The sequence below is a fragment of the Nocardioides sp. LMS-CY genome, from assembly GCF_018732145.1.
Lineage (GTDB): Bacteria > Actinomycetota > Actinomycetes > Propionibacteriales > Nocardioidaceae > Nocardioides > Nocardioides soli.
The window spans coordinates 3587639-3609996 of record NZ_CP076104.1 but is presented as its reverse complement, the minus strand read 5'-3'; the positions used below and the strand labels follow the sequence as shown (position 1 = coordinate 3609996).

Genomic DNA, 22358 nt, shown 5'->3' with positions numbered 1-22358 from the left:
AATCAGCAGAGCCAGTACGACCACGAAGGAACCCACTTGAGCCAGGACCTGTACGAGCTCCTCGGCGTCGATCGCGACGCGGACGCCGACGCCGTCAAGAAGGCCTACCGCCGACTCGCGCGCAAGTACCACCCCGACGTCAACCCCGACCCGGACGCGCAGGAGAGGTTCAAGGAGATCTCGCGCGCCTACGAGGTGCTGTCCGACCCGCAGAAGCGCGCGGCGTACGACCGCGGCGGCGACCCCTTCGGCGGCGCCGCCGGCTTCGGGCAGGGCGCCGGCTTCTCGTTCACCGACATCATGGACGCGTTCTTCGGCGGCGCCTCCGCCGGCGGCGGCCGTGGCCCGCGCTCGCGGCAGCGGCGCGGCCAGGATGCGCTGATCCGGCTCGAGGTCGATCTCGCCGAGGCCGCGTTCGGCGTCTCGCGCGAGCTCAAGGTCGACACCGCGGTGATGTGCTCCACCTGCCACGGCGAGGGCGCCGCCCCCGGCACCCACGCGGTGCCGTGCGAGACCTGTCACGGTGCCGGCGAGGTCGCCCACGTGCAGCGCTCGTTCCTCGGCGAGATCCGCACGCTGCGCCCGTGCGCGGCCTGCCGCGGCTTCGGCACGATCATCCCCGACCCCTGCCGGGAGTGCTCCGGCGACGGCCGGGTCCGCTCCCGCCGCACGTTGACGATCAAGATCCCGGCCGGCGTCGACACGGGCACGCGGGTCCAGCTCTCGGGCGAGGGCGAGGTCGGCCCGGGCGGCGGACCCGCCGGCGACCTGTACGTCGAGATCCACGTCGCCCCGCACGACGTCTTCACCCGGCACGGCAACGACCTGCACACGACCGTCACGCTGCCGATGACCGCCGCCGCGCTCGGCACCACGGTCACGCTGCCCACGCTCGAGGCCGACGTGGTCGACGGCGAGGAGCCGCGGACCGACGTCGAGACCAGCATCGACCTCGACGTCCGGCCCGGCACCCAGTCGGGCGCCGAGCAGGTGCTCCGCGGCCGCGGCGTACCTGGCCTGCGCGGCGGACGCGGCGACCTGGTCGTCACCGTGGTCGTCGAGACGCCGACCCGCCTCGACCCGCGCCAGGAGGAGCTGCTGCGCGAGCTGGCCGCGATCCGCGACGAGGAGAAGCCGTCGGGCCAGGCGCAGCCGAGCGGCAAGTCGGTCTTCGGCCGGCTCCGCGACGCCTTCAACACGCACTGAGCCCCATGTCGCTCCCCGTCCACCTCGTCCCGACGCTGGCCGGCGTCGCCGTCGGCGACGTCGTGACCGTCGACGGCGATGAGGCCCACCACGCGGTCGCGGTGCGCCGGCTGCGGGTCGGGGAGCAGGTCGTGCTCACCGACGGCGCGGGCAGGTCCGCGCGGGGCGCGGTCGGCTCGACCGGCAAGCGGGTCTTCACGCTCGAGGTCGAGACCGTGACGGCGCAGGACCCGGCGGCCCCCGAGGTGGTGGTCGTCCAGGCGATCCCCAAGGGGGACCGGGGCGAGCTCGCCGTCGAGGTGCTCACCGAGATCGGCGTCGCCCGGGTGGTGCCCTGGGCGGCCGCGCGCAGCGTGGCGGTCTGGAAGGGCGAGCGGACCGCGAAGTCGCTCGCGAAGTGGCGCGCCACCGCTCGCGAGGCCGCCAAGCAGGCCCGGCGCGCGTGGTTCCCCGAGGTCGCGGAGCCGGCGTCGACCGACGACGTGGCGGCCCTGCTGCGCGACGCCGACCTCGCCGTGGTCCTGCACGAGGCGGCGACCACCTCCTTCGCCGCGGTGTCGGTGCCGTCGTCGGGCCGGATCGTCGTGGTCGTCGGGCCCGAGGGCGGACTCACCGACGACGAGGTCGCGGCGTTCGTCGCCGCCGGAGCCGCGTCCGTGCGGCTCGGCGCCGAGGTGCTGCGAACGTCGACCGCCGGCGTCGCCGCCGTCGCCGCGATCCTGTCCCGCACGTCGCGCTGGGGGTGAGGGTGCGCCGGTATGGGTCGGCCGGGTGGCGGTGAGCTGGGCACCGTTTGGCCGGCGGGATCGGTTGCTGGCGCACCGCCGGGTGGCGCCCCGCCACCTCACCGCGCCAGCAGTCCCTCGATCCGGGCGATCTCGTCGTCGAGCTCGGCCCGCTCGGCAGGGGTGAGGTCGCGGAAGAGGTCGACGATCCGCACCCGGTCGTCCTCGATCCGCCACAGGCCGGCCAGCCAGCCGTCGACGAACACGGTGTTGGCCACGCCGCCGTTGGCGCCCATCCAGTTGCCACGCGTGCCGGCCTCGGTGACCCGATCGCGGGCGGCGTGGGCGAGCCAGACGTTGTCGTAGGTGCCGAGCAGCCGCACCGGCGCGGGGGTGTCCTCGTCCTCGATCACGCCGTCCGGGACGTCGAACAGCACCTTGCCGTCCTCGTCCTCGTGCCGCACCAGATCGGTCATCCGGGTCAGCACCGGCCGCAGCCCGGTCACGGTCGACCACACGCTGAGGTCGGCCGCCGTCGCCGGGCCGAACGCCCGCAGGTAGCGGCGGACGACCTCCTCCGGATCGGGTGTGGCGAGGACGCCTCCGGTGCGCCGCTCCAGCAGGTCCCAGACGATGCCCCCGCTGCCGCGCCACGCCCCGCGGGGCGGCAGCTGCACGAGCGGGACGATGGTGCGCGCGACGACGGTCAGGTCCGCCGGCCGTCCGGGCAGCCGCGCGGCCAGCTGCCCGCCGAGCTCCCGGTGCTCGACCGGGCCGTCGGCGAGCAGGTCGTGCACGACGGCCGCGACCTCCTTGTGGGCGGCCGGCACGCGGCCGCGCATCTGCTTCTCCAGGGCGGGCTGCAGCCACGGGCGGGTGGCGAGCGCGTCGGCACCCGTGTGCAGGTGGATCGTGCCCCGCAGGGACCCGAGGCGCACCCAGCTGCCGTCGTCGAGACCGCGCGAGACGGCGTACGGATCGAAGTCGGCGACCCGCGCGGCCAGCGAGAGGTACGGCGGCAGCGTCTCCTGCCCCTGGAGGCCGACCAGGTGGTCGGCGACCGCCTCGCTCGGCAGGCTGGTGCGCTCGAGCAGGTGCTGGCGGCGCAGCAGCGTGCGATTGAGCCGCTGCCGCGTCAGCCTCACTGGACGGTGATCGACTTCGTGTCGACCATCGGGCCGCCGCCCTCACCCCCCGACGGGTCGTCGGTGAGCGCGACGAACGTGTAGTCGCCGGGTGCCAGGTCGGACACGTCGACGTCGGTCTGCCAGGGGTAGAGCTTGTCCATCCAGCCCTCCGCGGTGGCGAAGCCCTTCGCGACGACCTTGCCGTCGGCCCCGCCCTTGCGGATCTCCCACGGCGTCGTGGCCTCGAAGGAGCTCGAGACGCCGTCGGCGGTGAAGGTGCCGCTCACCGTCGCGCCCTCGGCGGGCGTCGTGATGTTCACCAGCGCGCGTACGTCGATCTCGGGGTCGTTGCTGACCTCGCCGGCCAGCCCGAAGAGGTCGGCCGGGGCGCCGTCGAGGGTGATCGACACCGGGAGCCGCTCCTGCGCGACGCCCTGGAGCGTGTAGACCATCTGCTGGGCCGCCAGCCGGGCCTCCGCCTCCGACATGCCCTCGGGGGCCGTCGTCCACGACTCGTCGGGCAGGCCGACCGTGATCATGTCGTCGCCGATCTCGACGCTGGCGAAGCTGCCGCCGGGGTAGAGCGTGTCGTAGTCGGGGTCGAGGGCGTCCCCGGAGGTCATCAGCGCGAGTGCCGCGAGGGCCGGGTCGTCGGACTCGACCTGGCGGAACTCCCGGTAGAGCCGCGGCCCCTGCGGGGTGTCGCCCACGAAGTAGACCGGCACCGTCGCCGCCTCCGGGGTCTCCGAGGCGGGCTCGGACGGCTCGCCCGAGCCGGAGGGCTCGGCGGTCCCCTCGGTGGCGGTGCCGCCGGCGGGCTTCGGGTCCCCGTCGTCGTCGCCGCAGGCGGTCAGCGCGGCGAGCGCGAGTGCGGGAAGGGACAGGGCGGCGGCGAGCCGGGTACGCGGGGAAGTCATGGTGACCATTTTCGTCGTCTCCTGGGGTTATCGGACGCTGATCGTGCGCGTGTCGGTGAACGTGGGGCCGTAGGCGGAGAGGCGCACGTCCGCCGTCGACACGCTGAAGACGTAGGTGCCGGGGGCGAGGCCGGACAGGTCGACCTCGGCCGTCCACGGGGCGAAACCGCCTCCTCCGGCGTCGATCGTCGCGAGCCCGCGCGCGACGGCGGACTGCGCGTCGGGGCCGTCGAGGATGCTCCACTCCACCGTGCGCTCACCCGCCCCGACCCGCCCACGAGCGATGAACGACCCGGCGTAGGCGTTGCCCTCCGCGGGATCGCTGATGCTGACCGGGTTCAGCACCTCGTCCTGGCGAGCGGCGTCGACCGGGCTGCCGCTCGGCCTGCCGTTCGAGAGGAATCGCACCGGCAGCTGCCGGCCCGCGGCGGCCTGCAGCGTGTAGACGACCTGCTGCACCGCGAGCTCGGGCGCGGCCTGGTCGAGGTCGATCGGGCCGAGCTCGACGTCGATCGTGGTGTCTCGGAGCGTCGCGCTCTCCAGGGCGAGGCCCGCCCCGGTGCCCACGGCCCAGAGGGTGCGATAGTCCGGGTCGCTGGGCGGCTCCTGGATCCGCTCGAGGGCGCCCTGGAGCGGATCGCCGGCCGGCACCCGGTCGAACTCGCGGTACAGCCGCGGCCCGTTCGGCGAGGCGCCGACGAAGTACGCCGGCACCAGCATCGTCGCCGCGTCGTCCTCGGCGGGCCGGTCGGCGTGACCCGCCTCCTCGTGTCCGCCGTGCTCGGCAGGCCCGGTCGGCTGCGGCCCGCTGCCGAGTGCGGCGACCAGGGTGACCGTGGCCGCGGTGCCGACCACGGTCAGTGCCGCGGCGCGGAACCAGGGCTGCGCGGCCTGGGCCGGGCTCGACGTACGGCACCGGATCGCGTCGAGCCGGTCGGCCGGCTCGACGTCGGCGACGGCGTCCTCGAAGAGGTCGTGGAGGTCGTTCACAGCTGCTCCTCGAGGAGGGTCCGGAGGGTGGCCGCGCCCCGTGAGGCGTGGCTCTTCACCGCGCCCCGGCTGATGCCGAGGGTGTCGGAGATCTCGGCCTCCGAGAGGTCGAGGTAGTAGCGCAGCGCGAGCACCTCGCGCTGCCGCTGGGGGAGCGCCCGGAGCGCGTCGAGCACGGCCGCGCGGCGGTCGGAGACCAGCGCGGCCTGGTCGGCGCCGGGCTCCTCCGATGGCGGCGTACGACGCGCGGCGTGCCGCTCCACGACGGCCCGGTGCCGCAGCGCCGAGCGGGACCGGTTGACGACGGTCTGGCGCAGGTAGGCGAGCGCCCGCCCGGGATCGCGCAGCCGGCCCCATCGGCCGTGCACGGCCACGAAGGCGTCCTGCACGACCTCCTCCGCGACGCCCTGGTCGCGCACGAGCAGCACCGAGAGCCGCACCAGCGAGCGCCAGTGCGCGGCGTACAGCTGCTCCAGCGCCTGGTCGGCGGTCCAGGTCGGCTGCCGGCTCGCCTGTCGGCTCGCCGGTGAATCGGGCGGCCGGTCCGTCACGGTCGTCACGGTAATGGGACGCTCGTGGGCACCGATCGGTTTACGCTCACGCCATCAGATCCCGTGGAGGACCAGTGGACGACTGCCTGTTCTGCAAGATCGTGGCCGGGGAGATCCCGGGCGACATCGTGCGCACCACCGAGCACACCGTGGCGTTCCGCGACATCAACCCGCAGGCGCCGACCCACGTGCTGGTGGTGCCGAGGGCGCACTTCGCCAACGCCGCCGAGCTCGCCGCCGGCGATGCGGCCGCGTCCGCCGACCTGGTCACGACGGCCGCCGCGATCGCGGCGGACGAGGGGCATGATGACTACCGGCTGGTGTTCAACACCGGGGCCGGGGTCGGACAGACCGTCTTCCACGCCCACCTGCACCTGCTGGCCGGGCGCCCGATGACCTGGCCGCCGGGATGATCCGGCGGGCGGCGGCCGCGGCGCTGCTGCTCGCGCTCGCCATGTCGCTGGCGGCCTGCGTGGAGGAGGGCGCCGACCGCCGCACGGGGTCGCCCACCGACATCCTCGTCCCGCCGGACCCGCCGGAGGTCGAGGCCGACCAGCTCGCCGCGCTACCCGCCGGCAAGCTGCTGCCGCTGCGCGACGGCGAGCGGCGGATGACGCTGACGATGCCGACCGAGTACACCCCGTCGGCCCCGACCGGCACGGGCACCGACGACTACCGCTGCTTCCTGCTCGACCCCGGACTCGACAAGGACGTCTGGCTCACCGGCGGCCACGTCGCGCCGGGCAACCCGCGGGTGGTGCACCACGTGATCCTGTTCCGGGTCGCTCCCGAGCAGGTGGCCGAGGCCGAGGACCTGGACGCCCGGACCTCCGAGGAGGGCTGGACCTGCTTCGGCGGCTCGGGCCTCCGGGCCGACTTCGCGAATCTCGACGACGCCTTCTGGCTGGCCGCGTGGGCGCCCGGCGGCGACGAGACCAGGACCCGCGATGGCTACGGCGTCCGCCTCGAGGCCGGCTCCCGGATCATCATGCAGGTCCACTAGAACCTGCTGTCGGGTGCGGAGCCCGATGCCTCCAGCACCCAGCTGCGCTGGATGAGGGCCGGCGCCGACCTGACGCCGCTGCACACCTTCCTGATGCCCGCGCCGGTCGAGCTTCCGTGCCGGTCCGGGCACGACGACGGGCCGCTCTGCGACCGCGACGCCGCGGTCGCCGACGTGATGAAGCGCTTCGGCGCGGCGGGGAACACCAACAGCCTGCTGCACCTGCTGTGTGGCACCGACGTGTCGCCGTCTCGTACGACGTCGTGCACCCGCACGCTCCCGCGCGGCATGACGGTCCTCGGCGTCGCCGGCCACATGCATCTGCTCGGCCGCACGATCACGATCGAGGCCGACCCCGGCACCCCCGAGGCCAGGACGATCCTGGACATCCCGATCTGGGACTTCGACAACCAGGGCACGGTGCCACTGCGGGAGCCGCTGCACCTCGACGCGCTCGACCGGGTCCGGGTCACCTGCACGCACCAGCAGTGGCTGCGCGACCGGCTCCCGGCGTTCGCGGGCCAGGAGGAGCGCTACGTGATCTGGGCCGAGGGCAGCACCGACGAGATGTGCCTCTGCACACTGCAGGTGGCGTTCGACGACGAGCGGTAGCCACCGACGCGAGCGATAGGTGGCGACGCAGCGCCCTCAGAACCGAACCGGGCTGCTCGAGTGGGATGCGAGCCTTGTCCTCGAGCGCGCCCTCGAACTGTCGACTCAAGGGAAACTGGAACAGCCCGAAATGACCATGGTCGATCGCGCCGGGTATTGGCGTCGTGCCTCACGAGCTAGAACGTGTTCTCGGAGGGCATGGGCATGCGGAATTCGCTTCGTCGCAGCGCGGTGGTCGGGTCGATTGTCGGCGCTGTCGTGGGAATCTTGGCGCCAGCCGCGCACGCGGACACGTGGTACTCGGCGTGGAAAGACTTCACTTCGAACGGGGTCAACTACCAGAACCGCGCTGGAGCGATTCGCAGCGATGACTTGGATCCGACCGAGTTCGTCGGGTCGACCGTGCGACGGGTGACGGGGACGCACCGATCAACAGGATGGGTGCTCGGGCCCGAGCGTACTTCCAGAGCGACGCGCTCTGTGCGGCCGGTACGTGGGTCTACAACGACGTGGCGACGCATGCGTGGACCGTCTGGTACGCCCATCCATGCCGGGCCTTCATCTACAGCCGCGGGCAGACTCGTACCTGGATTCCTTCGGGGTACGACACGCTCCAGACGTACAAGACAGTGGTCTTCAACTCGTACTGACCGACGTTCGTTCAGAAGGAGGTCTCGTGGACATGATCAAGAATCTGGTCGTCGGTGCGACCGCCGCGCTGGCCGTCGCGGTTCCGACGGGCGTCGTCTCCTACTTCGTGGTCGCTGGCTCCTCGTCGTCGGCGGCGCCATCGGACGCGCCCTCAGCCTCTCGATCGGGGATGGAGCTCAAGTCGGATCCGTTCGTCGGGCAGAAGCTCGCAACACGGGACTTCCCGAAGAACTCCCACGGGCAGACTTACGGGTCGGACGCAGAGGCGGAGACGCTCGCGGAGAGCCCCGACCTGGTCGCGGTCGCCGGTGATCACGGTGTCGGCGGCTACGTCCTCAAGGAGGATCTGGCCGGGCCGACACCGGACAGCCCGGAGGAGGCGGGGAGACGCTCCGGCGAGTCCGTGGTGCTGAAGGTGTACGACCAGGAGGGGGAGAAGGTCGTCGATACCTTCACGCTGCTTGCTCCTGCTGACGGGTCGCCGAATGAGTAGTGGTGCTAGAAGGCGTACAGCACCCGCAGCACCGCGAGCACGACCGGCAGCCCGAAGAGGACCAGCAGGCCCCAGGCCACGATCCGGTGCCGGCGGTTGCCGGCGTCGAGGCGGCCGGCGAAGTCGATGATCGCGCCCTCCGGCACGTGGTGGCTCAGGCCCATCGCGCGGGCGTCGGATGGCAGGTGCTGGCCGGCGAACCAGTACGGCGGCGCGTCCGGGTCGTCGGGCTCGGGATCCTCCGCGAAGAGGTCCTCGACCTCGCCCTCCCTCATGCGGCCACGGTACGCGCAACTCGCTGGGCCGCGCGACGCCGCTCCCGTAGCATGGTGGGGTACGTACGCCGACCGAGAGGGCAGCCCGTCCGGGCCTCATGACTGAAACGCAGACGACCAGGCACACCACCAAGCACACCGTCGTGGTCCCCAACAGCATCAACATGGTCAGCCTGCTCGGCCCCGGTGACGAGCACCTCGGCCTGATCGAGCGCTCCTTCGACGCGCAGGTCCATGTCCGGGGCAACCGGATCACGCTCGACGGCGAGCCGGGCGAGGTGGCCCTCGCCGAGCGGCTCCTCGACGAGCTGGTGGCGATCATCCGCACCGGTCAGGGCGTCACCGGCGAGACCGTCGAGCGCGTCCTGGCGATGCTGCGCGCCGAGACGACCGAGCGCCCGGCCGACGTGCTGAGCCTGAACATCCTCAGCAACCGGGGCCGCTCGATCCGGCCCAAGACGCTCAACCAGAAGCGTTACGTCGACTCGATCGACAAGCACACGATCACCTTCGGCATCGGCCCGGCCGGCACCGGCAAGACCTACCTCGCCGTCGCCAAGGGCGTGCAGGCGCTCCAGTCGAAGCAGGTCAACCGGATCATCCTCAGCCGGCCGGCGGTCGAGGCGGGGGAGAAGCTCGGCTTCCTCCCGGGCACGCTCACCGAGAAGATCGACCCCTACCTGCGTCCGCTGTACGACGCGCTGCACGACATGCTCGACCCCGAGACCATCCCCAAGCTGCTGGCCGCCGGCACGATCGAGGTGGCGCCGCTGGCCTTCCTCCGCGGCCGCTCGCTCAACGACTCGTTCATCATCCTCGACGAGGCACAGAACACCACGCCCGAGCAGATGAAGATGTTCCTGACCCGGCTCGGGTTCGGCTCCAAGATCGTGGTCACCGGCGACGTCACCCAGACCGACCTGCCCGGCGGACAGAAGTCCGGCCTGCGGGCGGTGGAGGAGATCCTCGACGAGGTCGAGGACATCTCGTTCAACCGGCTCACCAGCCACGACGTCGTCCGCCACAAGCTGGTCGGCAAGATCGTCGCGGCCTACGACGAGCACGACGCGCGCGTGGACCTGCGACGTGCCAAGCCCCACGCGACCTCCTGAGCCCGACATGAGCATCGAGATCCTCAACGAGTCCGGCCGCGACCTGGACGTGCAGCGGCTGGCCGGGCTCAGTCGCTTCGTCATGGACCGGATGCGCGTGCATCCGCAGGCCGAGCTGTGCATCAAGGCCGTCGACGAGCCCACCATCGCCGAGCTCAACGAGCAGTGGATGGAGAAGCAGGGTCCGACCGACGTGCTGGCCTTCCCGATGGACGAGCTGCGGCCCGGCCTGGTCAACGAGGATCCCGAGGAGGGCGTGCTCGGCGACCTGGTGCTGTGCCCCGACGTCGCCGCCCGCCAGGGTGAGACGGCGGGCCACGGCACCGAGGCCGAGATCGAGCTGCTGACCGTGCACGGCATCCTGCACCTGCTCGGCTACGACCACGCCGAGCCCGAGGAGCACCGGGAGATGTTCGGTCTCCAGGACCAGCTCCTCACCGCCTGGCGCGCGTCGAGCGCCGCCCACTGACCGCGATGGATCCCACCGACGTCTGGCTGCTGGTCGCCGCGGCCGCCCTCGTCGTGCTCGCGGGGCTGTTCTCCGCCGCCGACGCCGCGCTCGCGTCGTTCTCGCGGGCCCGGGCCGACGAGCTGCTCTCCGACAACCGCCCCGGTGCCAAGCGGCTGGTCGCGCTGCTCGAGGACCCGCCCCGCTACCTCAACACCGCGCTGTTCCTGCGGCTGCTCTGCGAGATCGCCGCGATCGTGCTGGTCACCCTCCAGGTCGACGAGATCTGGGACGGCGCGTGGTGGCCGGCCGTGCTCACCACGATCGCCGCGATGCTGGTCGTCTCGTTCGTCGCGATCGGCGTCGCGCCGCGCACCGTCGGCCGCCAGCACGCCGAGCGGGTCGCGCTGGCCTCGGCCGCGCCCCTGTCGTTCGTCACCGCGGTGCTCGGACCGCTGCCGCGGCTGCTGATCCTGGTCGGCAACGCGCTGACGCCGGGCAAGGGCTTCCGCGAGGGCCCGTTCGCCACCGAGACCGAGCTGCGCGAGCTGGTCGACCTCGCCGAGGCCTCCTCGCTGATCGAGTCCGGCGAGCGCAAGATGATCCACGACGTGCTCGAGCTCGGCGACACCATCGCCCGCGAGGTGATGGTGCCGCGCACCGACGTCGTCTACATCGAGCGCCACAAGAACCTGCGGCAGACGCTCTCGCTCTTCCTGCGCAGCGGCTTCTCCCGCCTCCCGGTGATCGGCGAGAACCTCGACGAGGTGGTCGGCTTCGCCTACCTCAAGGACATCGTGCGGCGCGACTTCGAGGCGCCCGACGTCGAGTTCACCCAGCGCATCGACGAGGTGATGCGGCCGGCGCACTTCGTGCCCGACTCCAAGCCAGTCGACGCACTGCTCTCGGAGATGCAGGCGATGCGCCAGCACGTCGCGGTCGTCGTCGACGAGTACGGCGGCACCGCCGGCCTGGTCACCATCGAGGACATCCTCGAGGAGATCGTCGGCGAGATCACCGACGAGTACGACGCCGAGCAGGTCGAGGTCGAGACCGCCGACGACGGCACCGTGCGGGTCTCGTCGCGCTACCCGATCGACGACCTCGACGAGCTCTTCGGCTTCGACGTCGAGGAGGAGGACGTCGACAGCGTCGGCGGCCTGATGGCCAAGCACCTCGGCCGGGTGCCGATCCCGGGGTCGGTGGTCGAGGCCCACGGGCTGCGCTTCGAGGCGGAGGCGGTCACCGGCCGCCGCAACCGGATCGGCACCGTGCGGATCGCCCGGGTCGCGCACGAGGACGAGGAGGACCAGGTCGGCGATGAGTGACCAGCTGACGGCAGAGGACAGGAAGCTCGTGACGCTCGCTCGCGCGACCCGGGCGCGCACCGGCGCGGCGGAGGGCGCGGCGGTCCGCGACAGCGACGGTCGCACGTACGCCGCCGCCACCGTCGACCTGCCCTCGCTCCACGTCTCGGCCCTCGGCGTCTGCGTGGCGATGGCGGTGTCGTCCGGCTCGTCGGGCCTGGAGGCGGCGGTCGTGCTCGGCGCCGCCGACACTGTCGCTCCCGCCGATCTCGACGCCCTCCGCGACCTCGGCGGCGCCGGCGTCGTGGTCCATCGTGGCGACGCTCGGGGCACGATCGCCGCCACGCTCAGCACGTAGCTCCACGACGCTCGGCTGCTCGCCCCCGGACCCACGAGGCCCCGGAGAGGAGTAAGTTCTCCGACTGTGAGTCTGCGCGGCTGGGGAGCACACGAGAGAGCAGTCGAGCGATTGCGCTCGTCGTACGAAGCCCTCCCTCCGGGTTCGCCGGTGCGGCTGGCGAAGAAGACGTCGAACCTGTTCCGGCCCCGTGCCGCGACCACGTCGCCCGGACTCGACGTGTCCGGCCTCGACGGTGTGATCGCCGTCGACCCGGCGGCGCGGACCGCCGACGTGCAGGGGATGTGCACCTACGAGGACCTGGTCGACGCGACCCTGCCGCACGGCCTGATCCCGTACGTCGTCCCGCAGCTGCGCACGATCACCCTCGGCGGTGCGGTGACCGGCCTCGGCATCGAGTCGACCAGCTTCCGCAACGGCCTGCCGCACGAGTCGGTGGTGGAGATGGACGTCTTCACCGGTGCCGGCGAGGTGGTCACCTGCCGACCCGGCCCCGATGGCGAGCACAGCGACCTCTTCGACACCTTCCCCAACTCCTACGGCTCGCTGGGCTACGCCACGCGGCTGAAGATCCGGCTGGAGCAGGTCCCCGGCTACGTCGCGCTGCGGCACGTCCGCTTCGACGACGCGGACCTGCTGGCGAAGACGATCCGCGAGGTGGCCGAGACCGCGGCGTACGACGGCACCCGCGTCGACGGCCTCGACGGCGTCGCCTTCGGGCCCGGTGAGTACTACCTGACGCTCGCCACCTGGCAGGAGCAGCCCGGGCCGACCAGCGACTACACCGGGATGGACGTCTACTACCGGTCCCTGCAGCAGCGCGAGACGGACCTGCTCACGATCTACGACTACCTGTGGCGCTGGGACACCGACTGGTTCTGGTGCTCCGGTGCCTTCGGCGTCCAGAACCCGAAGGTCCGGCGGCTGTGGCCCAAGCGCTGGCGGCGCTCGGACGTCTACCACAAGCTGATCGCCCTCGACCGCCGCTTCGACGTCGCCGACCGCCTCGACCGGCGGGCCGGCCGCCCGTTGCGCGAGCGGGTGATCCAGGACATCGAGGTGCCGGTCGAGCGGCTGCCGGAGTTCCTCGACTGGTTCGACGCCGAGGTCGGCATGCGGCCGGTCTGGCTGTGCCCCTGCAAGGCCGAGCGCGACTGGCCGACCTACCCGCTGGAGCCGGACCGGCTCTACGTCAACGTCGGCTTCTGGGGCACCGTGCACGTCGGCCCCGAGGCCGTGGACGCGCCGCGCAACCGCGCGATCGAGACGAAGGTGCACGAGCTCGACGGACACAAGTCGCTCTACAGCGAGGCGTTCTACGACCGCGAGACCTTCGACCAGCTCTACGACGGCGCGCACCTCGCCGCCGTGAAGGGTCGCTACGACCCGCAGGACCGATTGACCACCCTGTACGACAAGGCGGTGAAGAGACGTTGACCACCATGACGATCGCCGAGGCCTTCGACTCGCTGTTGATCGAGCCGCTGCCGTTGCGCTTCACGGCGTACGACGGCAGCGCGACCGGCCCCGAGGACGCGCCGTTCAAGTTCCACCTGCGCACCGAGCGCGGGCTCGCCTACCTCGTCACCGCCCCCGGTGACCTGGGCCTGGCGCGCGCGTACATCACCGGCGACCTCGAGCTCGAGGGCGTGCACCCGGGCGACCCCTACGAGGCGATGCGGCTGCTGCAGAAGGGGCTCAAGCTCCGGCGGCCCTCGCCCACCGAGCTGGTCACGCTGCTGCGGGCGATCGGGCTGTCGAGCCTCAAGCCACCGCCCCCGCCGCCGCAGGAGTCGACCCCGCGCTGGCGTCGGGTGCTCGAGGGCCTGCGTCACTCCGAGCACCGCGACGCCGAGGCGATCCACCACCACTACGACGTGTCCAACGCGTTCTACGAGTACGTGCTCGGCCCGTCGATGACCTACACCTGCGCGATCTTCCCGACGGAGGAGGCGACGCTGGAGGAGGCGCAGCACACCAAGTACGACCTCGTCGCCCGCAAGCTCGACCTGCAGCCCGGCCATCGGCTGCTCGACCTCGGCTGCGGTTGGGGCGGCATGGTGCGCCACGCCGCTCGCGAGTACGGCGTCCGGGCGATCGGCGTCACGCTCTCGCGCGAGCAGGCGTCGTGGGCCCAGCGGCGGATCAAGGAGGAGGGGCTCGACCACCTCGCCGAGGTGCGCCACATGGACTACCGCCACGTCGAGGAGTCCGGCTTCGACGCGATCTCCTCCATCGGCCTCACCGAGCACATCGGGGTGAAGAACTACCCGTCGTACTTCTCCTGGATCCGCGACCACCTCAGGCCCCAGGGTCGGCTGCTCAACCACTGCATCACCCGGCAGCACAACAAGCCGACGAGCACCGGGGCGTTCATCGACCGGTACGTCTTCCCCGACGGCGAGCTGATCGGCTCCGGCACGATCGTGTCGGAGGTCGAGAACGCCGGGCTCGAGGTGCAGCACCACGAGAACATCCGGGTCCACTACGCCAAGACGCTCGCCGGCTGGTGCCACAACCTCCAGGAGAACTGGGACGCCTGCGTCGACGAGGTCGGCATCGGCACCGCCCGGGTCTGGGGGCTCTACATGGCCGGCTCCCGGCTGGCGTTCGAGCGCAACGAGATCCAGCTCCACCACGTGCTCGCCACCAAGACCGACGCCAACGGCGCCAGCGGGTATCCCCTCCGCCACACGTTCTGAGCCCCGATACGGTTGTCGGGTGAGCACGAGGGCCCAGCAGTACGTCGCGCAGGTGCTGCGTCGCGAGCAGCTGTCCGACCATCTGGTGCGGCTGACGCTCGGCGGCGCGGGGCTCGCGGGGTTCACGAGCACCGGCATCCCGGACGAGTGGGTCGGGCTGATCGTGCCCGAGCAGTTCCAGAGCCGCTACTACACCGTGCGCTCGTGGGACGGCACCGAGCTGGTGCTCGACGTCGTCGTGCACGAGGTCGGGCTGGTCACCGAGTGGGCACAGCTCGACGTCGTGGGACAGACAGCGACGATCACCGACCCCAAGGGCTCCTTCCTGATGGCGCCGAGCGCCGCCTGGCTGCTGTTGGTCGGCGACCTGACGGCGATGCCCGCGATGGCCCGGATCGCCGAGTCCGTCGACGTGCCGACCCGGATCTGGGCCGAGGTACCCGACCGGCTGCCGGACTACCTCCCCGCCGATGCCGACGTCACCTGGCTGGAGCCGCCCGGGGCGGGCCGGAGCCGCCTGGCCGAGGTGGTCGAGGGCATCGACTGGCCGGTCGGCGACGGCTACTTCTGGATGGCGGGGGAGTCCGCGCAGATGCGCGCGATCCGCAAGCACCTGATGCGCGAGCGCAGGCTGCCGAGCACGGCGTACGACGTGATGGGCTACTGGCGTGGCGTCGAGCGGCGGCAGCCGCGGGCGGTCGACCCGGGCCCGATCTGGCGGGCGGGCAAGGCGGCCGGCAAGAGCGACGAGCAGATCTGGGCCGAGTACGACGAGGCGAGGGAGCCGTGACCACCCCATGAGCGAGCACCGCAGTGGCTTCGTCTCCTTCGTCGGGCGGCCCAACGCCGGCAAGTCGACGCTGACCAACGCGCTGGTCGGCCAGAAGGTCGTGATCACCTCCGACAAGCCGCAGACCACGCGCACCGTCGTCCGCGGCATCGTGCACCGCGACGACGCCCAGCTGATCCTCGTCGACACCCCGGGCCTGCACCGGCCGCGCACGCTGCTCGGCGAGCGGCTCAACGACCTGGTGACGACCACGCTGGCCGAGGTCGACGTGGTCGCGGTGTGCTTCCCGGCCAACGAGAGGATCGGCCCGGGCGACCGGTTCATCGCCACCGAGATGGCGAAGATCAAGCGCACCAAGAAGGTCGCCGTCGCGACCAAGACCGACCTCGCCTCGGGTGAGCAGATCGGCCAGCACCTGCTGGACATCCAGGCGCTGGGCGCCGAGATCGGTGTCGAGTGGGCCGAGATCGTCCCGGTCTCGGCCAAGCAGGGCGACCAGATCGCCCTGCTGCAGGATCTCCTGGTGGGCCTGCTCCCGGAGGGTCCGCAGCTCTACCCCGACGGCGACCTGACCGACGCGCCCGAGGAGATCCTCGTCGCCGAGCTGGTCCGCGAGGCCGCGCTCGACGGCCTGCGCGACGAGCTCCCGCACTCGGTCGCGGTGGTGGTCGAGGAGATGCGGCTGCGCGAGGACCGGCCCGAGGACAAGCCGCTGGTCGACATCCACGCGAACGTCTACGTCGAGCGCGACTCCCAGAAGGGCATCATCATCGGCCCCAAGGGCTCGCGGCTGCGGACCATCGGCACCACCGCCCGCAAGCAGATCGAGGCGCTGCTCGGCACGCCGGTCTACCTCGACCTGCACGTCAAGGTCGCGAAGGACTGGCAGCGCGACCCGCGCCAGCTGCGCAAGCTGGGCTTCTGACACCCGTCCGAGTTCGGGGACGGCGGGTGGACCTCGTTTCCCCGGCCGCCCGGGGAAACGAGCGCGACACGCCGTACGGGTGGTGGGCGGTCAGGGAAAGCGAGCGTGACACGCCGGTGCGGATCGGCGTGTCGCCGTCGCTTCCCCTGACCGGCTCGTCAGCGATTCAGCTGTCGGGAGCCCAGCAGAGCCCGTAGCGCTGGCCGTCGCGCCACTTCTTCGCGCTCGGCCACTCGTAGCCCCAGCGGTAGTCGAGCGCGCCGTCCGCCGCCGCGGCGCCGGCGTCCTGACAAGGCTGGTCGCCGGCGGAGCGAGCCTTGTCCACGCCCGGGTAGCGGTCCTGCTCGAACGGCACCGTCGCGACCGCGCGCCAGGTGTGTTTCGCGGAGCAGATCACCCGCTCGAAGCCCGGCGTGCCGGGCTCGGCGGTGCCGCACATGCCGTAGCGGTCCCGGCCCTCCTCACGGCCGAGCACGCCACGGAGGTCGCCGGTCAGGTTCGCCAGGCGCTCGTCGCCCGCGATCGCGACGACGTCGCAGCGGTACCACGAGGCGCCGGCGTCGGACTGCTCCACGGTCGGGGTGAACCAGATGGGCCGCAGCATGCTGAGCCGGCGGGCGTCGGGGGAGCCGCCGACGTACGCCGCGAACCGCTGCGGGCACTGCTCCGCGACCTGGTCGCGCACCCGCCGGGAGTCGACCGCGAGCAGGTGGCCGTCCACGACGGTGTCGAGGTCGCCCACGGCGACCGTCCGCGACGTGTGCGCACGCTTGCAGGGCATCGGCGTGCCGTCGTTGGTCGGCGCGATCGCATCGGTGTAGTCGAGTCGGTAGCACCGGTCCTTCTTCGGCCGCGCGGGCGCCGCGGCCCGGGGCGACTCGGACGTCGAGGCGCCGACGCCGTCGCTCGCGGTAGCGGACGGGGTCGACGAGCCCGCCGTCCGATCCGGCTCGTCGCCGCCGCTGCACCCCGCGAGCAGCAGGGCGCCGGCGAGCACGAGCACGGCGTACCTCATCGGGCTGCCCTCACTGGGTCGTCTTGGCCCAGCAGACCGAGCGCCGATTGCCGGCCTGCCACTCGGCCTCGTGGAACCACGTGTAGCCGAAGTCGTAGTCGACGGGGTAGTTGAGCCACGCGCCCACGGACCGGGAGCAGTAGTCGCGGGTGGTCACCTCGGCCAGCCGGTCGCCCGGGTACTCGTCCTTGGCCGCGCCGAGGGAGATCGTGGTGACCGCCCGCCAGGTGTGCGGCTGGTTGCACGGCACCTTCACCGAGCCCGCGACCGTCTCGCCGTCGGCGCAGACCATCCAGGCGTCCTTCGGCCGGCCGAGCAGCAGGCCCCGGGCGCTCGTCGGCAGGTCGACGTACTCCTTGCTCTGCTCACCGCCGCCGACCACGTCGCAGCGGTACCAGCGGGCGCCGTCGTCCCACGCCTCCTGGGTGGGGCGGAACCACGCCCAGCTGACCACGGTGCGCATCACCAGGCTCTCGTCGGCGCCGAGGAAGTCGCGGAACGAGCCGGTGCACTTCTGGTAGGCCCAGGCGCCGAGCTGCTCGTCGTCGTAGTCGACGTCGTCGAAGTCGCTGGGCAGCTCGCCCACCGCGTAGGTCTCCGCGGTGTGCGACTCGGAGCACGGCACCGACGGGCTGCTGTTGGCGGGCTGGGCGACGTCCTCGGGCGAGAGCACCCGGCAGGCGCCGAGGTCGGGGGCCGCCATCTCGGCCGGAGCGGTGGTGTCGTCGCCGCAGGCCGTGAGGGTGAGCGCCGCCATGACAGCGAGCACGGCGAGGCGCACGCGGTCTCCTCTCTGCCTCGGTTCCGGACCGCGCGATCGTACCGCTGCCCCTCAGCTCAGCAGCGCGGCCAGGGTCCCGCCGAGCTCGTACGCCGACTCGCGGTGCCGGTCGGTCACGTCGCCGACCACCTCCAGCACCTCGGCCGCCTGCACCCACGGGAGCGCGCCGACGATCGACTGCACCGACCGGACCGCGCCCGTCACGTCGTACCGCCCGTGCACCCAGAGCCCGTACGGCTTCTTCCCCGGCCCGGTGCCCGCGGCGGAGCCGTCGTCGGCCAGCGCGCCGCCGGCCTCGAGGAAGATCGTGTCGAAGAAGTGCTTGAGCGCCCCGCTCATGTAGCCGAAGTTGGCCGGCGTCCCGAGCAGGTAGCCGTCCGCCGCCAGCACGTCCTCGGCGTCCGCATCGAGGGCCGCCCGGACCACCACCTCGACCCCCTCGATCTCGTCGTCGTGAGCCCCGGCCAGCACCGCGTCGGTCAGCGACCGCACCGTCGGCGTGGGGGAGTGGTGGACGACCAGGAGCCGGCTCACCGGGCGAGCGCCTCCCGCTCGACGGCGATGAAGTGCTCGTGGGTCACGGACACGGGCGCAGCCATGCGCACGAGACTAGTCACATGTCGCTACCGCCGCTTGAACATGGCAGCAGCCCCACCGGCCGGGGCGGGTGGGGTGTGGGTCAGCGGATTCGTCGTCTGGTGAAGGTGTGGTCGACGTCGTAGATGTCGCCCGACGGACTGGTCCATTCGAATCGGGTGCGGGTGAGGCGTCGGTAGGTCCAGTGGCCGTGGGTCTTCATCCGATGGTGCAGGCGACACAGCGGGGCGAGGTTCCACGAGCTCGTCGCGCCGCCCTGGTCGAAGGGTTCGATGTGGTCGAGGTCGCAGCGGCGAGCGTCGCGCGTGCAGTGGGCGAACACGCAGGTGGGAGTGGTCAGGATCGCCTGCTCCCGCTGCACCGCGGTGGGCCGGTAGGAGTCGGTGGCGAGCTCGTCGTCGAGGTCGACGACCGGGCGGATGGAGACCCTGGCGCCCGCGTAGCGGCACCACTCGGCGAGCTGCTCCCGGTTGGTCGGACCGACGCCCTCGATGGTGACGATGTCGTGGGCCTCGGCCGGGGTGTGGTGGGCGTAGATCACCAGTTCCCGGCTGGTGGCTGTGCCTTGTCCGGTCAGGAGGCGGCCGGTGGCCATGGCGCGGCGGGTGTCGAGGTCGAGCTCGGGGAACTCCTGGAGTAGCTCGTGAGCGCCGGCCGCGACCTGTGCTTCCAGCGCGAGGGCGTCGGGGTAGTCGAGCAGTCCGTGCACCGGGACCAGGCCGTTGTTGGGACGGACGCCGGTCAGCTCGATGTCGAGGTGCTGCTGGCTCCACCGGTCCAGTCGGGTCATCTCGAAGTGCTCGTCATCGCACTCCGCGACCGCGGCCTCGACCGCCCGCTCGATCTGCGCGAACGAACAGCGGTCCAGGACCGGGGCGAGGTGGGTGTCGACGTACGCGGCGCCCGACATGGTGAGGCGGTGGGTGCGCTCCGTGACTCGGCGGGCCTTCCACACCGGCACCTCACCCGCCTGGACCCGCGCCCAGGTCTTCGGGAGCCGGTGCTTGCACTCCAACGCGGCGCCGATCAGGTCGCGGCCGGCGCGCGTGGAGATCCCGATCGCGGCCGCGAACTCGCCGATCGCGAACTCCGACATCCCCGGCGCACCCTCGCCGGCGAGGGCCACGGGCTGGTCGCCGTGCATCTCCAGGAACCCGTCCGCGTCCACCACCGGACCTTCCGCCGGCGCGGGGTGCTGTGCGGCCCACGTCGCGGCCAACTCGAACCGAGCGGCCTCCGCGGACCGGATGGTCGACGTGAGGTCCCGGGCAGCCGCCAGCACCGGATCAGTCACGGTGGTGTCGGTGCGTCGGGCCATACCACATGCTACATCGATTCGAACATGTGTGCTAGATCTGGTCTAGCTTTCAGGGTGGTTTCGAGGCTCGCTGCGCTCGCACCTCAACCACCGTGGAGGCGGCGCGGTGAGCCGGGGAGCGGCGTTGGCCCGAGGCCGCCGTACCCGCTGTTTGGTGCCTGTGGGTCGGAATCGGAGCGGACCCGTAGGCCAAGGCGCACGCGGGTCGGGTGGTTTCGAGACAGGCGCCAGCGCGCCTTCCTCAACCACCGTCGAGGTGGGCGGTGAGCCGGAAGGCGGCCGCAACCCAGCGCTCGCCCGGTCCCGTAGGTGGGCGCGCATCGGATGGTTTCGAGGCTCGCTGCGCTCGCACCTCAACCACCGTGGAGGCGGGCGGTGAGCCGGGGAGCGGCGTTGGCCCGAGGCCGCCGTACCCGCTCTTGCTGCCTGTCGGTCGGAACCGGAGCGGACCCGTAGGCCAAGGCGCATGCGGGTCGGGTGGTTTCGAGACAGGCGCCAGCGCGCCTTCCTCAACCACCGTGGAGGCGGGCGAGCCCCGAGCCACCCGCAACCGGGACCTTGCCGGGCGCGCGGGGAGCGGGGTGCGTTAGAGTGGCGGCATCATGACGCGCAGCCTCCTCCTTCGCTGCCGCAGCGAGGTCTGAGCCCCCACTACGGGGAAAGAGTCCGGACCCCCTCGCTGCGGAGTGATCGCGTGCGCCGGCCCGACCGCGAACCAGACCCAGCGAGGACCCCGATCATGATTCCCCAGCAGAAGACGAGCGGCATGCCGTTCCAGCGCTACCGCCCGTTCCCGCCCATCGACCTGCCCGACCGCACCTGGCCGTCGAAGGTCATCACCGAGGCGCCGCGGTGGCTCTCCACCGACCTGCGCGACGGCAACCAGGCGCTCATCGACCCGATGAACCCCGCGCGCAAGATGACGATGTTCAACCTGCTCGTGAAGATGGGCTACAAGGAGATCGAGGTCGGCTTCCCGAGCGCCAGCGAGACCGACTTCGCGTTCGTGCGCCAGCTGATCGAGGGCGACCACATCCCCGACGACGTGACGATCTCGGTGCTGACCCAGGCGCGTGAGGACCTCATCGAGCGCAGCGTGCAGTCGCTGGTCGGCGTACCCCGCGCGAACATCCACCTCTACAACGCGCTGGCGCCGCTCTTCCGGCGCGTGGTCTTCCGGGCCAGCAAGGACGAGATCAAGGACATCGCTGTCCGCGGCACCGAGATGGTGATGAAGCACGGCGAGGCCCACCTCGACATGACCGTGATCGGCTACGAGTACAGCCCCGAGATCTTCACGAGCACCGAGCTGCCGTTCTCGGTCGAGGTCTGCGAGGCCGTGAGCGACGTGTGGCAGCCCGAGGACGGTCGCGAGATCATCCTCAACCTGCCCGCGACCATCGAGGTCGCGACGCCCAACGTGTACGCCGACCAGATCGAGTGGTTCGGGCGCCAGCTGACCCGCCGTGAGAACACCGTGATCTCGCTGCACCCGCACAACGACCGCGGCACGGCGGTCGCCGCGACCGAGCTCGCGATGATGGCCGGCGCCGACCGCGTCGAGGGCTGCCTCTTCGGCCACGGTGAGCGCACCGGCAACGTCGACCTGGTGACGCTGGGCATGAACCTCTTCAGCCAGGGCATCGACCCGATGGTCGACTTCGCCATCGAGGGCGGCATCGACGAGATCCGCCGCACGGTCGAGTACTGCACCAGCCTGCCCGTGCACCCGCGGCACCCGTACGCCGGCGACCTGGTCTACACGGCGTTCTCGGGCTCCCACCAGGACGCGATCAAGAAGGGCCTGGAGGACCTCGACCGGCAGGCCACCGAGCAGGGCGTCCCGGTCGGCGAGCTGCCGTGGGAGGCGCCGTACCTGCCGATCGACCCGAAGGACGTCGGCCGCACCTACGAGGCCGTGATCCGCGTCAACAGCCAGTCCGGCAAGGGCGGGGTCGCCTACATCCTCAAGGCCGAGCACAAGCTCGACCTGCCGCGGCGCGCGCAGATCGAGTTCAGCCGGGTGATCCAGGAGCGCACCGACGCCGAGGGCGGCGAGATGTCGCCGGAGGCGATCTGGGAGGTCTTCTCCTCCGAGTACCTCACCCGGGAGACGCCGCTCCAGCTCAACTCCGTGCACACCTCGTCGGCGGCGGGGGAGAAGGACGCGCTCGACGTCAACGTGTACGTCGACGGCGAGATCCAGTCCCTGCACGGCGAGGGCAACGGGCCGCTGTCGGCGTTCGTGGCGGCGATCAACGAGCTGCCGCAGCAGTGGGACGTGCGGGTGCTCGACTACGCCGAGCACGCCCTCTCGGCCGGCGGCGACGCGCTGGCGGCGGCGTACGTCGAGTGCCTCGTGCGCGACCAGGTCTACTGGGGCGTCGGGGTCGACGCCAACATCGTCACCGCCTCCCTGAAGGCCGTGATCAGCGCCGTCAACCGCGCCTGAGCG

At 71.8% G+C, this 22358-nt stretch carries 24 protein-coding genes; 15 read left to right on the top strand and 9 right to left on the bottom strand.

Going from position 1 to position 22358, the window contains the following annotated elements; all coding sequences use genetic code 11:
* The first annotated feature begins 36 nt into the window (after positions 1-36).
* Complete coding sequence (gene dnaJ, locus KM427_RS17250) at positions 37-1206, top strand: molecular chaperone DnaJ (protein ID WP_183593624.1); 1170 nt, start codon at positions 37-39, stop codon at positions 1204-1206.
* A gap of 5 nt (positions 1207-1211) precedes the next feature.
* A complete protein-coding gene (locus KM427_RS17245; protein WP_215524700.1) occupies positions 1212-1952 on the top strand; it encodes a 16S rRNA (uracil(1498)-N(3))-methyltransferase in 741 nt (246 codons plus the stop codon).
* Positions 1953-2050: 98 nt separating this feature from the next.
* Here the strand turns inward: KM427_RS17245 and KM427_RS17240 are convergent, their stop codons facing one another.
* Genes KM427_RS17240 through KM427_RS17225 form a run of 4 tightly spaced genes read right to left on the bottom strand, consistent with a single transcriptional unit; the run spans position 2051 to position 5516 of the window.
* Positions 2051-3076 (bottom strand): winged helix DNA-binding domain-containing protein, encoded by a 1026-nt coding sequence (locus KM427_RS17240; RefSeq protein WP_215524699.1) that lies wholly within the window; start codon positions 3074-3076, stop codon positions 2051-2053.
* On the bottom strand, positions 3073-3975 hold the full coding sequence (locus KM427_RS17235) for a Gmad2 immunoglobulin-like domain-containing protein (protein ID WP_215524698.1): 903 nt from the start codon (positions 3973-3975) through the stop codon (positions 3073-3075). Before KM427_RS17235 ends, KM427_RS17240 begins: the two co-directional genes overlap by 4 nt.
* 27 nt (positions 3976-4002) lie before the next feature.
* A complete protein-coding gene (locus KM427_RS17230; RefSeq protein WP_215524697.1) occupies positions 4003-4965 on the bottom strand; it encodes a Gmad2 immunoglobulin-like domain-containing protein in 963 nt (320 codons plus the stop codon).
* On the bottom strand, positions 4962-5516 hold the full coding sequence (locus KM427_RS17225; RefSeq protein WP_215524696.1) for a SigE family RNA polymerase sigma factor: 555 nt from the start codon (positions 5514-5516) through the stop codon (positions 4962-4964). Before KM427_RS17225 ends, KM427_RS17230 begins: the two co-directional genes overlap by 4 nt.
* Before the next feature lie 74 nt (positions 5517-5590).
* Between KM427_RS17225 and KM427_RS17220 the strand changes: the two genes are divergently transcribed.
* From KM427_RS17220 to KM427_RS17205, 4 genes are all read left to right on the top strand, one after another.
* Positions 5591-5929, top strand: a complete 339-nt coding sequence (locus KM427_RS17220) for a histidine triad nucleotide-binding protein (RefSeq protein WP_215524695.1) — start codon at positions 5591-5593, stop codon at positions 5927-5929.
* Positions 5926-6519 carry a hypothetical protein gene (locus tag KM427_RS17215; RefSeq protein ID WP_215524694.1) on the top strand — a complete coding sequence of 198 codons (594 nt, stop codon included), beginning with the start codon at positions 5926-5928 and terminating at the stop codon, positions 6517-6519. Before KM427_RS17220 ends, KM427_RS17215 begins: the two co-directional genes overlap by 4 nt.
* A 51-nt stretch (positions 6520-6570) precedes the next feature.
* The gene (locus tag KM427_RS17210) at positions 6571-7131 is read left to right on the top strand and encodes a hypothetical protein (RefSeq protein WP_215524693.1); all 561 of its coding nucleotides are present in this window, start codon (positions 6571-6573) and stop codon (positions 7129-7131) included.
* Between the two features lie 676 nt (positions 7132-7807).
* Positions 7808-8275 carry a hypothetical protein gene (locus KM427_RS17205; protein ID WP_183593633.1) on the top strand — a complete coding sequence of 156 codons (468 nt, stop codon included), beginning with the start codon at positions 7808-7810 and terminating at the stop codon, positions 8273-8275.
* A 5-nt stretch (positions 8276-8280) separates the two neighbouring features.
* Here KM427_RS17205 and KM427_RS17200 read toward each other — a convergent pair whose 3' ends face one another.
* A complete protein-coding gene (locus KM427_RS17200) occupies positions 8281-8550 on the bottom strand; it encodes a hypothetical protein (protein WP_183593634.1) in 270 nt (89 codons plus the stop codon).
* Between the two features lie 98 nt (positions 8551-8648).
* Between KM427_RS17200 and KM427_RS17195 the strand changes: the two genes are divergently transcribed.
* The 8 genes from KM427_RS17195 to era all read left to right on the top strand — a co-directional run bounded on the left by KM427_RS17195 (position 8649) and on the right by era (position 16192).
* The gene (locus KM427_RS17195) at positions 8649-9662 is read left to right on the top strand and encodes a PhoH family protein (RefSeq protein WP_183593635.1); all 1014 of its coding nucleotides are present in this window, start codon (positions 8649-8651) and stop codon (positions 9660-9662) included.
* Positions 9663-9669: 7 nt separating this feature from the next.
* On the top strand, positions 9670-10131 hold the full coding sequence (ybeY, locus tag KM427_RS17190; RefSeq protein WP_183593636.1) for an rRNA maturation RNase YbeY: 462 nt from the start codon (positions 9670-9672) through the stop codon (positions 10129-10131).
* 5 nt (positions 10132-10136) lie between these two features.
* The gene (locus tag KM427_RS17185; protein ID WP_215524692.1) at positions 10137-11438 is read left to right on the top strand and encodes a hemolysin family protein; all 1302 of its coding nucleotides are present in this window, start codon (positions 10137-10139) and stop codon (positions 11436-11438) included.
* Positions 11431-11775: a cytidine deaminase-like protein gene (locus tag KM427_RS17180; RefSeq protein WP_215524691.1), complete on the top strand. Its 345-nt coding sequence runs from the start codon at positions 11431-11433 to the stop codon at positions 11773-11775. The genes KM427_RS17185 and KM427_RS17180 overlap by 8 nt, the downstream gene beginning before the upstream one ends.
* A 150-nt stretch (positions 11776-11925) precedes the next feature.
* Complete coding sequence (locus tag KM427_RS17175; protein ID WP_252274600.1) at positions 11926-13212, top strand: FAD-binding oxidoreductase; 1287 nt, start codon at positions 11926-11928, stop codon at positions 13210-13212.
* A 5-nt stretch (positions 13213-13217) separates the two neighbouring features.
* Positions 13218-14477, top strand: a complete 1260-nt coding sequence (locus KM427_RS17170; protein ID WP_215524689.1) for an SAM-dependent methyltransferase — start codon at positions 13218-13220, stop codon at positions 14475-14477.
* 19 nt (positions 14478-14496) lie between these two features.
* Positions 14497-15267, top strand: a complete 771-nt coding sequence (locus KM427_RS17165; RefSeq protein ID WP_215524688.1) for a siderophore-interacting protein — start codon at positions 14497-14499, stop codon at positions 15265-15267.
* Positions 15268-15274: 7 nt separating this feature from the next.
* Positions 15275-16192 (top strand): GTPase Era, encoded by a 918-nt coding sequence (gene era, locus KM427_RS17160; RefSeq protein WP_183593641.1) that lies wholly within the window; start codon positions 15275-15277, stop codon positions 16190-16192.
* Positions 16193-16358: 166 nt separating this feature from the next.
* Here era and KM427_RS17155 read toward each other — a convergent pair whose 3' ends face one another.
* The 4 genes from KM427_RS17155 to KM427_RS17140 all read right to left on the bottom strand — a co-directional run bounded on the left by KM427_RS17155 (position 16359) and on the right by KM427_RS17140 (position 19903).
* Positions 16359-17207 (bottom strand): septum formation family protein, encoded by an 849-nt coding sequence (locus KM427_RS17155; RefSeq protein WP_215524687.1) that lies wholly within the window; start codon positions 17205-17207, stop codon positions 16359-16361.
* Positions 17208-17217: 10 nt separating this feature from the next.
* A complete protein-coding gene (locus KM427_RS17150; RefSeq protein WP_252274598.1) occupies positions 17218-17988 on the bottom strand; it encodes a septum formation family protein in 771 nt (256 codons plus the stop codon).
* Between the two features lie 51 nt (positions 17989-18039).
* Entirely contained in the window at positions 18040-18522 is a 483-nt protein-coding gene (locus KM427_RS17145; protein WP_183593643.1) for a flavodoxin family protein, read from the bottom strand.
* Positions 18523-18667: 145 nt separating this feature from the next.
* Positions 18668-19903, bottom strand: coding sequence for an HNH endonuclease signature motif containing protein (locus KM427_RS17140; protein WP_215524686.1), 1236 nt, complete (start codon positions 19901-19903; stop codon positions 18668-18670).
* A 739-nt stretch (positions 19904-20642) separates the two neighbouring features.
* Here KM427_RS17140 and leuA point away from each other — a divergent pair.
* On the top strand, positions 20643-22355 hold the full coding sequence (gene leuA, locus KM427_RS17135; RefSeq protein WP_215524685.1) for a 2-isopropylmalate synthase: 1713 nt from the start codon (positions 20643-20645) through the stop codon (positions 22353-22355).
* The last annotated feature ends 3 nt before the right edge of the window (positions 22356-22358 follow it).

What these genes read in the sequence shown, in the direction of transcription:
- KM427_RS17245 (WP_215524700.1), top strand. Translation starts at nt 1,212, where the DNA reads ATGTCGCTCCCCGTCCACCTCGTCCCGACGCTGGCCGGCGTCGCCGTC.
- KM427_RS17235 (WP_215524698.1), bottom strand. Translation starts at nt 3,975, where the DNA reads ATGACTTCCCCGCGTACCCGGCTCGCCGCCGCCCTGTCCCTTCCCGCA.
- KM427_RS17215 (WP_215524694.1), top strand. Translation starts at nt 5,926, where the DNA reads ATGATCCGGCGGGCGGCGGCCGCGGCGCTGCTGCTCGCGCTCGCCATG.
- KM427_RS17210 (WP_215524693.1), top strand. Translation starts at nt 6,571, where the DNA reads ATGAGGGCCGGCGCCGACCTGACGCCGCTGCACACCTTCCTGATGCCC.
- KM427_RS17200 (WP_183593634.1), bottom strand. Translation starts at nt 8,550, where the DNA reads ATGAGGGAGGGCGAGGTCGAGGACCTCTTCGCGGAGGATCCCGAGCCC.
- KM427_RS17195 (WP_183593635.1), top strand. Translation starts at nt 8,649, where the DNA reads ATGACTGAAACGCAGACGACCAGGCACACCACCAAGCACACCGTCGTG.
- ybeY (WP_183593636.1), top strand. Translation starts at nt 9,670, where the DNA reads ATGAGCATCGAGATCCTCAACGAGTCCGGCCGCGACCTGGACGTGCAG.
- KM427_RS17185 (WP_215524692.1), top strand. Translation starts at nt 10,137, where the DNA reads ATGGATCCCACCGACGTCTGGCTGCTGGTCGCCGCGGCCGCCCTCGTC.
- KM427_RS17180 (WP_215524691.1), top strand. Translation starts at nt 11,431, where the DNA reads ATGAGTGACCAGCTGACGGCAGAGGACAGGAAGCTCGTGACGCTCGCT.
- KM427_RS17170 (WP_215524689.1), top strand. Translation starts at nt 13,218, where the DNA reads ATGACGATCGCCGAGGCCTTCGACTCGCTGTTGATCGAGCCGCTGCCG.
- era (WP_183593641.1), top strand. Translation starts at nt 15,275, where the DNA reads ATGAGCGAGCACCGCAGTGGCTTCGTCTCCTTCGTCGGGCGGCCCAAC.
- KM427_RS17155 (WP_215524687.1), bottom strand. Translation starts at nt 17,207, where the DNA reads ATGAGGTACGCCGTGCTCGTGCTCGCCGGCGCCCTGCTGCTCGCGGGG.
- KM427_RS17140 (WP_215524686.1), bottom strand. Translation starts at nt 19,903, where the DNA reads ATGGCCCGACGCACCGACACCACCGTGACTGATCCGGTGCTGGCGGCT.
- leuA (WP_215524685.1), top strand. Translation starts at nt 20,643, where the DNA reads ATGATTCCCCAGCAGAAGACGAGCGGCATGCCGTTCCAGCGCTACCGC.